Here is an 11,515-nt window from a genome sequence, read left to right on the forward strand (position 1 = left end):
CGATCCGTTTCACAATGTCAAAGATCCGGGGCTACAAACCCCAGCGAACCCGAAGATCCGCCGCGCCCTCAGGCGCTGTCAGCCCATTTAAGAGCCTGTATTTTCTGGCCTTTCGGCCCCGTCCGGCGCCGCGTCAACCGCGCTGCCGTCTGGTGTGGGGCGGTTTATAAGGGTCCCCGCACACACTGGCAACACCTTTTTTGACGGTTTTTCGACAGGACGGCGGCACTCCCTGACAGGCCATTGAAAAGGCTGGTGGAACCCGCCTGAATTATTCTGCGGGCCGATCACCCGCCCCATGCATCATGCCCCCGCATCCTCTGTCACACCGCCCCTTGTTTCCGTGACAGCGCGTCCCCACCCTCCTTTCTTAAGGGGTCGTCAACGATACGACGCGGCAGCCACCCGAAAATGCAGCCGATGCCTGCGCGACAGGCCCCATGCGGGACACCGGTGCCTGGCCCTGCCAGGTCGGGCATCGCCGGAGGATAACGTCATCACCGGCCGGTCAGTTGACTGCGGCCGATGGCGCGGGTTGCGCCATGGCCTGCCAACGCGGCCCGCCCCGCTCCCGGGGACGGCTGGTACAGAGGAGGACCGGGCGCATGCTCGTCGAGCACATCCTGAGACGGAAGGGACGGCGCCTCGCGACCGTCGACCCGCAAGCCACCATTGCCCGCGCGCTTGAGATTCTGGCGCATGACAATATCGGCGCCCTGCCGGTGGTCGAGGGCGATACCATCATCGGCATGATCTCGGAACGCGATGTCGCACGCGGGCTGGTCGATCGTGGCGCCAGCCTGCTCGATACGCCGGTCTCCGGCGTCATGAGCACCCGCATCACCACCTGCCGGCCCGACACCAACATCGACGACCTGATGACCATGATGACCGAGCGCCGGATCCGCCACGTCCCGGTGCTGGACGACGACGGCAGTCTGGCCGGCATGGTCAGCATCGGCGATGCGGTGAAGTCGCGGCTCGATGAGTTGGAGACCGAGGCCCAGGCCCTGCGGGATTACGTTGCCGGCGTGCAGTAACGCGCCCTGACCGGCCCGCGCTCAGCCCGCCTCCCCGTCTGCGGCAAGCCGGGCCAGTCCGTCGCTGCCGGCCCCATGCACGATCACGCCCGTCGCATCGATACCGGTCCGGGTATAGAAGCGGCGGGCGCGATCATTCGGCTGCCGCACATGCAGTTCCAGGCGATCCGCCTGCCAGACCACCGCATCCGCCGCCACATGTGCGATCAGCAAGCGGGCCACCCGGCCACCACCGCCACGCGCCTGGGGCCGGACATAGAGATTGTCGAGGAACAGATAATCCCGCGCCCGGATGCTGGAATAGAGCGGAAACCAACTGGCGAAGCCCAGCACATCCCCCGCCGGCGCCTCCGCCAGAGCCGCGGTGAAACGGGGCCGCGGCCCGAAACCGTCGCGCCGCATGTCGTCGATGGTGGCGGTGAACCGCGCGCCCAGACCCTCTTCGACCGCAAGGTCGCGCAACAGCGCCCACAGCTCAGGCACGTCCGCCACCGTCGCACGGCGGATCGCGACCTTGGTTGTCTCATGGTCCATCTGGTTCATCTGGTATCCTCTGATGTCATCGGGGTGCTGCGGTGATGGAGAGCCGGTGCCGGTTCTGCGGATCATTGGCACCTTCGGTCGCAATGACCAGCACCCGCGCCCGGTCGTCCAACGCCAGAGCCGCGCGCCCCGCCGGATCTGACACGGCCTGAAGCAGACCGGCCAGCCCCGCCGCACCACTCTCGCCCGCAAGCATCGCCGGATCGCGGCCCAGAGGCCGCGCCAGCCGGTCCACCGCTGCCATGGCCTCGTCATCGGTCACGGTCATGAAACCGGCCGCCAGACGGGCGAGGATGCGCCACGCCACCACCGAGGGCTCGCGGCACTCCAGCATCGCCATCACCGTCGACCGGTGCCGGTCCAGCCGCAGCCGATCACCGGCCCGGGCGCTGTCGAACAGGCAGGGCGCGCGGTCGGGCTCGACCACCACCACCTGTGGCCGGCTGTCGCCCAGCACCGCCGCCATATGAGCGGCCAGCGCGCCGGCAACGCCACCGACCCCGGCCTGGATGAACAGATGGCTGGGCGGCTGCGGCATCTGGCGCAGGATTTCGGCGGCCATCACGGTATAGCCCTGCATGACCAGCATCGGGATCCGTTCATCTCCCGGCAGCGCCATGTCGGACACATTGATCCAACCTTCGGCGGCAGCCACACGGCCGGCTTCGGCAAGGCTGTCGTCATAATCGCCGTCGACCACCACGATCCGCGCGCCCTGCTCGCGAATGGCGGCCGCACGGACATCGCTGACGCCCCGATGCAGGAACACCACCGACCGCGCGCCGACCAGCCGGGCCCCCGCCGCCACCGACCGGCCATGATTGCCGTCGGTGGCGCAACTGACGGTCATGGTGCCGGCAATCGCCCGCACCGCGACCGAGCCGAGATCAGCGGCGGCGACCGGGCGCCCCAGGCGGCGCGCCGCTTCGGCCAGCACCAGCCGGATCACCGCATGGGCGCCGCCCAGCGCCTTGAAGCTGCCAAGCCCGTGGCGGCCGCCTTCATCCTTCACATGCAGGCTGTGGAGCCCCAGCCCGGCGGCAAGCGCCGGCAGGGTGGTGAGGGGGGTCGCGGCATCACCATGGGCATGGGTCAGGGCGAACAGGGCCGCCGCGGCCTGCGCCGCATCGGCGCCGAAGGCCGTGACGTCGCCGGTATCGAGCGGCAGACCGGCATCAGGCAGCGTGTTCGGGATCAGCATCATCCATCCTCTTCAGGCATCATCAGGCCAGGACCGGAAGAATATTGCGTTCCTTGCGGGAAATGGGCTCTGATCCGATATCGGATACGCAAGTTTATCGCGTCAAAGGGCCTCTGGATGAGCATTCTTCCCGATCGCGGCGAACTCGACCGGTTCGACCTCGATATCCTGGCCATTCTGCAAGGCGATGCCCGCACACCGCAGCGCCTGATCGCCCAGGCGGTGAACCTGTCGACGCCGGCGGTGCAGCGGCGCATCCGGCGCCTGGAAGACACCGGCGTCATCCTGCGCAACGCGGCCGTGCTCGATCCGGCCCGGGTCGGCCGGCCGATCACGATCCTGGTGGCGGTCGAGGTGGAGAGCGAGCAGAGCGCGCCACTGGATGCGACACGCCTGGCCTTCGCCGCCGCACCCGAGGTGCAGCAATGCTATTACGTGACCGGCGAGGCCGATTTCATCCTGATCCTGACGGTTCCCGACATGGCCGCCTATCAGGCCCTCACCCGCCGGCTGTTCCTCGACAACCCCAATATCCGCCGCTTCCGGACCTTCGTTGCCATGGAGCGGGTGAAGGTGGATCTGGCCGTGCCGGTCGGCCCGATGCCCTGCCCCCCGTGCTGATGCCGGCGGCCCCATACTTGGCCTTGTGCATGGGGCCGCGGATCTGGCCATGAGGCCGGCGTCAGCCCGCCGAGGCTTCGGTCTCGACCAGCAGGCCGCGGGCACGTTCGGTCACATCGGCCGGCACACGGGTGGCGCGGCGCTGCTCCAGGTCGAGCATCACCGCCACGACATCGATCTCCAGCAGCGGCGTCGCTTCCTCGCCGGGACGGACCAGGCGATGGCGCAGGATCAGCACCTTGTCGCGCACGCCGGCGATCTGGCTTTCCAGAACCAGCGCATCGCCATTGCGGGCCGGGCCTTCATAGCGCACCCGGTATTCGACGGCGGCCGTGCCGATACGGTCGGTCTGGATGCGCGCGCCGCTCAGGCCGATGGCGCCCAGCAACTGGCCGGCGCCCGACGAGAACCGGTCGATCAGCGCCTGTTGGCTCAGCAACCCGTTCTCGTCGCAATGCCAGGGATCGATCGAGCCGCGATAGGTCTCGACCCGCACACCCTCGGTGGGGGTGGGGCCGGGGCCGATATCGATGCCGGCCAGCACCTCGGCCCCCAGCATCGCCGCGGTTTCCACCGTCTCGTCGTCGAAGGGATGCGTGGCGCCGGTGGCGGCGGTGATCGGGATCAGCACATATTCCACCGAAGCCGCAAGCGCGCCGGTCTCGATATTGTGCAGCTCGTGGGTCACGGCCAGAGCATCCGGCGCCACCATGGTCGGGCGGGTGGTCACCTGAAAGGCATCGCCCAGCCGTTGTTCCGCCTTGAAGCGGATCACCGATCGCGTCGGCTTCAGCACCACCCCCTCAGGCAGCCCCAGGCCCACGGTCAGCAGCCGGGTCGCCTGTTCGAAGGCGACGCCATAGAACTGCACGTTCATATGGCCCATGATGTCGCAATGACGGGTCGCGACCACGCCGCATCCGGCGGGCAGGCTGTCATCCGGGGCCGCGGCCTCGGTGGCGGCATCGGCCAGACGATCGGCGATGTCGTCGGGAAACGACACCGGCTCACCCTCGGCGTCTTCCAGGATCACCTCCACCAGCCCGCGCGCCATCAGGTCGCCGAATAGCGGGTCGACCAGTTCGGCGGCAAAGCCGATGGCCCCCTCTTCGGCCGGCACCGGTTGCAGGCCCAGCCGCCAGGCCTCGCCCACGGCCGGCGCCTCGTCGATCTCGACGGCGCTGGCCAGCACCTTCAGGCGCAGACCCTGTTCCGACAGCGCATGGCGGCCAAGGCCCGCCGCCGACAACACGAACACCGCGCCATCGGTGATCCGGTCGGTGATCGTGGCGGCGCTCATCCGGCCGCGCGCATCGGTCTCGCCCGCGACCACGACGCCGCGCCCGGCCTCGATATCCTCGAAGCCCGCATCCTCGGCCATCATCTCGTCCTCATCGGCCTGGTTGCCCGTCTGCATGCCTGAACGTCCTCCCGTCATGCATCCCGCAAGGCCGGATCCGTCGGGGGCGGACCACAGCGGGTGCATATTATGAACCTGGATATATCGACCCGCACCACAACCCGATCCCGGACCGGCTGTCATCCGGCCGCCGGCTGCGGGCGGCACAGGATCGCACGCGGCGGCAGGCCGGTTCCAGCCCCACGGCATGATATGTGACATCGACCCTGCGGTTTCCGTCCCGGTCGGCAGCCACGGGCACTCTATGCTAGACTATCGGTTTCAATGACAGGCGCCAGCCGCGATAACGGCGCCCAGGCGGAGGGAGGTCTCCACCCATGTCTTCAACAGCCGAACCGACCATCTATCGGCGCTATGCCGACTTCTGGCCCCATTACCTGCGAGAGCATGCCGACCCGCGCTGTCGGCGCCTGCATTACATCGGCAGCACGCTCGCCTTGCTGTGCCTGGCGGCGCTGATCGTCACCGGCTCGTGGTGGTATCTGGCCGGCGCCCTGATCTCCGGCTATGGTTTCGCCTGGGTCGGCCATTTCTTCATCGAAAAGAACCGCCCCGCCACCTTCACCTATCCCGTCTGGTCGCTGGTCAGCGATTGGCGGATGTACGGGCTGTGGCTGACCGGCCGGCTGGCCCCACGGCTGAAAGCCGCGGGCGTTCCGGCCTGAAAGCCGCGGGTGTGGCCGGTTGAGCGCGAGCCGCTCCCAGACGATGGACCCAGACCCATGACCGATCCCGCCCTCTGCATCCCCGTGCTCGCCTCTCTCGATCTGGCGGAAAGCCAGCGCTTCTATGAAAGCCGGCTTGGCTTCGCCGGCGAGGCCTATGGGAATTATCTGATCGTCCGGCGCAACCGGATGGAGATCCATTTCTGGCTGGCCGATGACCGGCGCTATCCGGAACACACCTCGTGCTATATACGCGGCGGCGAAATCCTGGATCTGTATACGGAATTCGCCGCCCATGGCGTGCCCGGCCTGTCGCCGATCGAGGACAAGCCCTGGGGGATGACCGAGTTTCACATCATCGACCCCCATGGCAACCTGCTGCGCTTCGGCGGCTCGACCCGCGAATTGCACGCCTGATCTCAACGATCCAGCCTGAGCATCAGCGGTCCAACCCGGGCTTCAGCGCTCCAGCATGTCCCGCACCCGATAGGCCGCGATCATCGCCGAGGCATAAAGCGGGTGCAGGTCGTGCACCGGCATCGGCCGGATCGTGCTGAGGCTCAGCGGCAGCGGCTTTGCGCTGTCGAGCAGATGGGCGCCGATCGCCCCGCCGAGCGCGCTGGCCATGGCGACACCCCGGCCATTATAGCCCAGCGCCATGGTGACACCCGGCGCCGGCTGATGGATATGCGGCAGGTGATCGCGGGTCATCGCCACCCGCCCCGCCCAGCGGAAATCGATCGGCAGCGAGCGGGTCTCAGGGAAGAAGCCATGCAGGGCGGCGTCGATCCGGTGATAGTCGGTGGCACCGCGCGGATCGGTGAAGGCGCCGCGCCCGCCCATCATCAGCCGTCCCTCCGGCCCGATCCGGAAATAATTGGCGATCCGCCGGCTGTCGGAGACCACGCTGCGCGCGGGCAGGATGCGGGCAAGCTGGTCGGCATCGAGCGGCGCCGTCGCCACCTGAATGCTGTTGGCCGGGATCACCGTCGCCTTCAACCCCGGCCACAGCCGGCCGGTATAGCCGTTGGTTGCCACCACCACCTGACCGGCCCGCACGCTCGCACCATTATCGAAGCCGATGGTCCAGCCGTCATCGGCACGAACAAGCGACACGGCCTCCGCTTCGCGAAACATCCGCACCCCGGCCGCCAGCGCCGCGCGCGCCAGTCCACGCGCATAATTCAAGGGATGAACGCTGCCGCCGCGATGGTCGATCCAGCCGCCGACGAAGCCGGTGCCACCGGTGCGGGCGGCCATGGCGCCGGCATCCAGCATCGCGACATCGGCGCCGCGCGCCCGCCACTGCGCCATCCGCCGTTCCAGCGCCGGCAGATGGGCGTGTTTCACCGAGGCCTGAATCCAGCCGCCACGGATCGGATCGCAATCGATGCCATAGGTCTGCACCAGCCTGAACACCACATCGGCGGTGCCGCCGACAAAGGCCGTGGTCTCGGGGCCGAACATCGCATCCAGGGTATCGGGATCGTATTTCAGGCCGGGGATCACCTGCCCGCCATTGCGGCCGCTGGCACCGTATCCCGGCTCGACGGTGTCGGCGACGATCACCGATGCGCCGCCTCCGGCCAGCGCCAGGGCCGCGGTGAGGCCGGTGAAGCCGGCGCCGATGATCGCGACGTCGGCCTGCTGCGCGCCCGCGATGGCAGGCAGGTCTGGACCGGGCGCTGCGGTCGCGGCCCACACCGACGGCACGGGGCGGATGATGGCGGATGATGGCATGACGGCCCCCGGACCAGATGTTCAGACGGGATGGGTGACGCGGCGCAGGAAATCCTGCGTGCGTTCATGGGTGGGGTTGCGCAGCACCGCATCGGCCGGCCCCTGTTCGACGATCCGCCCGCCATCGAGAAACAGCACCGCGTCGGCGACCTCACGCGCGAACTGGATCTCGTGGGTCACGACCAGCATGGTCATGTGCTGATCGGCCAGCGTCCGCATCACCTGCAACACCTCACCGACCATTTCCGGGTCCAGCGCCGATGTCGGCTCGTCGAACAGGATCGCATCGGGGCGCATGGCCAGGGCGCGGGCGATGGCGACGCGCTGCTGCTGGCCGCCCGAGAGTGCGGCCGGCGCGGCATCGATCTTGTCGGCAAGCCCCACCTGCGCCAGCAGCGCCTCGGCGCGGGCACGCACCTCGGCCGGCTTTTCCCTCAGCACATGGATCGGGCCTTCCATGACGTTCTCGATCGCCGAGCGGTGCGGAAACAGGTTGAAGCGCTGGAACACCATCGAGACCCGGGTGCGCAGACCATGAATGGTCGGGGCGGCCGCATCGACCGGCACGCCGTCCACCGTGATCCGGCCGGCCTGATAGGTCTCAAGCCCGTTGACACAGCGCAGCAGGGTCGATTTACCCGAACCCGACGGGCCGATCAGGCACACCACCTGACCGCGGCCGACCTCGGCGTCGATGCCCTTCAGCACCTCGTGGCGGCCATAGGATTTATGCACAGCCTCGAAGCGGATCATCGCGCGCCCCCCATCCGGAGTTCGACCCGGCGCATCACCATGTTGAGCGGAATGGTCAGGCACAGATAGAGCAGCGCCACCAGGGTGAAGACCGTCATGTTGTCGAAGGTCGACGAGGCCAGCATCTTGCCCTGCATGGTGAGTTCCGCCACCGAGATGACCGAAACCTGCGAGCTGTCCTTCAACAGCATCACCAGATTGTTGGCATAGGGCGGCACCACGATCCGGAAGGCCTGCGGCAGCACCACCCGGCGCATCATCAGCGGCCGCTTCATGCCGATCGACTTCGCCGCCTCGATCTGGCCCTTGTCCACGGCCTCGATCCCGGCGCGGAAGGTCTCGCCGATATAGCAGGAATAGGTCAGCGCCAGCCCGATCACCCCGGCCTGAAAGGCGGTCAGGTCCAGCCCGATTTCCGGCATCACGAAATAGAGATAGAACAGGATCACCAGGATCGGGATGCCGCGCACGAATTCGACCAGAATGCGGGTGGGCACCGCCAGTGCCGCCACGCCTGATGTGCGCAGCAGCGCCCAGAGCAGGCCAAGCAGGGTCGCGAGCGCCAGCGAGAGCACGGTCACCGCCACCGTCAGCCACGCCCCCTGAAGAAGAACCGGCAGATATTCGGCGGACTGGCTGAGGAAGTCGCTCATCGATCGCCTTTCATGGCAATGCGCCGTGATGACAGGGCCGGCGTCCTGCCGGAGCGCCGGCCCCGAAACCGGTCAGAGGCCAGAACCGGTCAGAGGCCAGAACCGGTCAAAGGCCAGAACCGGTCAGAAGCCGAAACCGGTCAGAGGCCGTATTTGGCGAAGATCTTCGCCAGCGCGCCGCTGTCCTTCAGTTTGGCGATCGCCGCGTTCACGGCATCGAGCAGGGCGGTGTTCTCCTTGGAGACCGCCAGCGCCACATCGCCCGGCTTCATCGGCTGATACCCCTCGACCAGCCGCACGCCCATCTTCGGGTTCTGGCTGATCTGATAGGCGATGATCGGCTTGTCGCCGAAGCCGGCCTTGATCCGGCCCAGCTTCACGTCGCGCATGATGTCGGCGATGCTGTCATACAGCTTGATCTCGCCAAACGTGCCGCGCGCCTTCAGCGTGTCGGCGAAGGTGGTGCCGACCTGGGCGCCGACCGTGGCGCCGTTCAGGTCGTCGAGCGTGTAGTCGGTGGCATCATCCGCCGCGACGAACATGCCCTCACCATAGCTGTAGACCGGCGTTGAGAAATCGACCACCTCGCGCCGCTTGTCGGTCGCGAACATGCCGGCCGAGATCATGTCGATCTTGCCCGTGGTCAGCGACGGGATCAGCGCCGAGAACGCCACCACCTCGAATTCGGCGGTCATGCCGGTCTCGGCCGCGATCGCCTCGGCCAGTTCGACCATGGCACCGGTCGGCTTGCTGGTCGCGGTGTCGATGAAGGTGAACGGTACGCCGGTGGTGGTAACCCCCACCGTCACCGCATCGGCGGCGATCGCCGGCGCGGTGAAGCCGATGGCCAGTGTCGTGATGACGGCCGCAATCGTCTTCAGCTTCATGAAACATCCCCTGTCTGGCTTTGCCGGCCGCGGCGAAGGATATCCGCTCCCCGGGCCACGCGGCTCCCTCCGCATCCCCGTCAGCCGGCTTTTGTCGTTGATCTATTTTCATGGTAATGAAATTATCATGCCATGCAATGAAATTGGGCGGGCGATTTCATTTTCATGAACAAGATTGCCAGACCGTGCTGACGAAGCATCGTGCCCCGCCGACGAGGTCGTCGACGAGATCACAGCGGCCGGCACGCGCATGGCGCTGGCAATTGGTGAAAAAATATGGCCCTCCTTTCAACGCAATGAACGTTGAGGTATCCGCCCGCGATGACAGCCCCCGATGCAGCCCCGACGCCGGCCGCCGATGCGCCGCAGAATGAAGAGAACGATCTGAGCCTGGGGCTTGCGGTGCGCAAAGCCCGTCAGGCGCGTGGCCTGTCGCTGAAGCAGGTGGCCGACGCGGCCAATGTCTCGGTCGGCTTTCTCAGCCAGATCGAGCGGGGCATCTCGTCGCCCTCGGTGCGGGCGCTGCGCGCGATCTGCGCCATTCTCGACGTGCCGGTTCTGACGCTGCTGGGCGGCAACGACACCGATACCGGGCTTGAGGCGCGGCGCATCGTCCGGTCCGGCCAGCGCCGGCGGGTGGATTTCGGCGACAAGGGCATGGTCAAGGAATTCCTCACCGTCCACGACCAGGGCATGTTGCAGGTGATGGAACTCACCCTGGATGTGAATGGCGGCTCCGGCGACGACCCGTACAATCACGAGGGCGAGGAATGCGGCGTGGTGCTTGAGGGGCGGCTGGAGCTCTATATCGACGGTCAGGTCTATCGCCTGGGCGAAGGTGACGCCTTCCATTTCGAAAGCGCCTCGCCGCACAAGTTCCGCAATCTGGCAACCGGTCGCACCCGCATCTTGTGGATCACCACCCCACCGGTGTGGTGACGACGGCGGCGCCAGGGACGCCTGCGACCATGGACCACCTTCTGACCCTGTGCCTTGGCCCCTGCCCGCCCAACCCATATCATGGCAGGCGGCACCCCCACCCCGCCAGACCAGGAGTCCCCATGTCCGCCGCACCCCGCATCCAGTCGCGACGCAGCTTCATCTTCACACCGGGCACCCGCCCCGATATGTTCCCGAAGGCGCTGGCATCGGGCACCGACATGGTCTGTGTCGATCTGGAAGACGCGGTCGCCCCGCGCGACAAGCCCGAGGCACGCGACAAGGCCTTCGCCTATGTGCCGGTCACCCAAGGCGGCGCGGGGGTGGAGCGGATCATCCGCGTCAACTGCCTGCGCACGCCCGAAGGCATGGCCGATGTGAAGGCGTTGATCGAGGCGCCCGTGCCGGCGCCGGCGGTGATGCTGCCCAAGGTGAAAGGGCCGGAGGAGGTGCGCAATCTCGCCGACCTTCTGTCCGAATATCAGCGCCCGACCCGGCTGCATGTGATCATCGAGACCAATGAGGCATTGGAGGCCGCCGTCGAGATCGGCCGGTGTTCCGACCGCATCGACGGGCTGTTCTTCGGCGGTGTCGACATGGCCGCCGATCTGCGTTGCCGCACCAGTTGGAATGCGCTGCTCTATGCCCGCTCACGGGTCGTGCACGCGGCCGCCACCGCCGGCGTCGATGTCATCGACGTGCCCTGGCTCGACCTGGAGGACGAGGCCGGCATGATCCGCGAGGCCGAGGCGGCGGCCGAGCTGGGCTTCACCGGCAAGGGCACCATCCATCCCAAGCAGATCCCGGCGATCAATGCCGTCTTCATGCCCGATGACGCCACCGTTGCCTATGCCCGCAAGGTGCTGGATGCCTTCGCCACCGCCGATGGCGGCCTGCTGGTGGTGGATGGCAAGCTGATCGAAAAGCCGGTGTTGCGCAGCATGACCCGCATCGTCAACACCTGGGAGAATGCCAGGGGAATCGGGTGAAAATTTTAAGCTGCGATGATGCTTGCGAGGAAGTCGTCGTCCCAAGCGGCGACCTTGCGTCGGA

At 67.1% G+C, this 11,515-nt stretch carries 13 protein-coding genes; 6 read left to right on the forward strand and 7 right to left on the reverse strand.

What is annotated here, in order from left to right; all coding sequences use genetic code 11:
• Positions 1–605 precede the first annotated feature (605 nt).
• Positions 606–1,040 (forward strand): CBS domain-containing protein, encoded by a 435-nt coding sequence (locus tag IEW15_RS23715; RefSeq protein ID WP_188582713.1) that lies wholly within the window; start codon positions 606–608, stop codon positions 1,038–1,040.
• A 21-nt stretch (positions 1,041–1,061) separates the two neighbouring features.
• Here IEW15_RS23715 and IEW15_RS23720 read toward each other — a convergent pair whose 3' ends face one another.
• Positions 1,062–1,583 carry a GNAT family N-acetyltransferase gene (locus tag IEW15_RS23720; protein WP_188582715.1) on the reverse strand — a complete coding sequence of 174 codons (522 nt, stop codon included), beginning with the start codon at positions 1,581–1,583 and terminating at the stop codon, positions 1,062–1,064.
• A gap of 16 nt (positions 1,584–1,599) precedes the next feature.
• Positions 1,600–2,787 (reverse strand): diaminopropionate ammonia-lyase, encoded by a 1,188-nt coding sequence (locus IEW15_RS23725; RefSeq protein WP_229708636.1) that lies wholly within the window; start codon positions 2,785–2,787, stop codon positions 1,600–1,602.
• A gap of 114 nt (positions 2,788–2,901) precedes the next feature.
• Here IEW15_RS23725 and IEW15_RS23730 point away from each other — a divergent pair, with 114 nt between their 5' ends.
• On the forward strand, positions 2,902–3,405 hold the full coding sequence (locus IEW15_RS23730; RefSeq protein WP_188582717.1) for an Lrp/AsnC family transcriptional regulator: 504 nt from the start codon (positions 2,902–2,904) through the stop codon (positions 3,403–3,405).
• Between the two features lie 61 nt (positions 3,406–3,466).
• Here the strand turns inward: IEW15_RS23730 and IEW15_RS23735 are convergent, their stop codons facing one another.
• Positions 3,467–4,822 (reverse strand): thioesterase family protein, encoded by a 1,356-nt coding sequence (locus IEW15_RS23735; protein WP_188582719.1) that lies wholly within the window; start codon positions 4,820–4,822, stop codon positions 3,467–3,469.
• 320 nt (positions 4,823–5,142) lie between these two features.
• Between IEW15_RS23735 and IEW15_RS23740 the strand changes: the two genes are divergently transcribed.
• Together IEW15_RS23740 and IEW15_RS23745 are read left to right on the forward strand one after the other, a co-directional pair.
• The gene (locus IEW15_RS23740) at positions 5,143–5,490 is read left to right on the forward strand and encodes a DUF962 domain-containing protein (RefSeq protein WP_188582722.1); all 348 of its coding nucleotides are present in this window, start codon (positions 5,143–5,145) and stop codon (positions 5,488–5,490) included.
• 57 nt (positions 5,491–5,547) lie between these two features.
• Positions 5,548–5,907 carry a bleomycin resistance protein gene (locus tag IEW15_RS23745; RefSeq protein ID WP_188582724.1) on the forward strand — a complete coding sequence of 120 codons (360 nt, stop codon included), beginning with the start codon at positions 5,548–5,550 and terminating at the stop codon, positions 5,905–5,907.
• 42 nt (positions 5,908–5,949) lie between these two features.
• Here the strand turns inward: IEW15_RS23745 and IEW15_RS23750 are convergent, their stop codons facing one another.
• The 4 genes from IEW15_RS23750 to IEW15_RS23765 form a co-directional block, all read right to left on the reverse strand.
• Positions 5,950–7,230 carry an NAD(P)/FAD-dependent oxidoreductase gene (locus tag IEW15_RS23750; protein WP_188582726.1) on the reverse strand — a complete coding sequence of 427 codons (1,281 nt, stop codon included), beginning with the start codon at positions 7,228–7,230 and terminating at the stop codon, positions 5,950–5,952.
• A gap of 21 nt (positions 7,231–7,251) precedes the next feature.
• Positions 7,252–7,983 carry an amino acid ABC transporter ATP-binding protein gene (locus tag IEW15_RS23755; RefSeq protein ID WP_188582728.1) on the reverse strand — a complete coding sequence of 244 codons (732 nt, stop codon included), beginning with the start codon at positions 7,981–7,983 and terminating at the stop codon, positions 7,252–7,254.
• A complete protein-coding gene (locus tag IEW15_RS23760; protein WP_188582731.1) occupies positions 7,980–8,636 on the reverse strand; it encodes an amino acid ABC transporter permease in 657 nt (218 codons plus the stop codon). The genes IEW15_RS23755 and IEW15_RS23760 overlap by 4 nt, the downstream gene beginning before the upstream one ends.
• Positions 8,637–8,776: 140 nt before the next feature.
• Entirely contained in the window at positions 8,777–9,523 is a 747-nt protein-coding gene (locus IEW15_RS23765; RefSeq protein WP_188582733.1) for a substrate-binding periplasmic protein, read from the reverse strand.
• Positions 9,524–9,844: 321 nt separating this feature from the next.
• On the opposite strand from IEW15_RS23765, the gene IEW15_RS23770 reads away from it, so the two are divergent.
• Positions 9,845–10,462 carry a helix-turn-helix domain-containing protein gene (locus IEW15_RS23770; protein ID WP_188582735.1) on the forward strand — a complete coding sequence of 206 codons (618 nt, stop codon included), beginning with the start codon at positions 9,845–9,847 and terminating at the stop codon, positions 10,460–10,462.
• 122 nt (positions 10,463–10,584) lie between these two features.
• Complete coding sequence (locus IEW15_RS23775) at positions 10,585–11,451, forward strand: HpcH/HpaI aldolase/citrate lyase family protein (RefSeq protein WP_188582736.1); 867 nt, start codon at positions 10,585–10,587, stop codon at positions 11,449–11,451.
• Positions 11,452–11,515 lie beyond the last annotated feature (64 nt).

It is taken from the genome of Tistrella bauzanensis (assembly GCF_014636235.1).
In the GTDB taxonomy this organism is placed as follows: domain Bacteria; phylum Pseudomonadota; class Alphaproteobacteria; order Tistrellales; family Tistrellaceae; genus Tistrella; species Tistrella bauzanensis.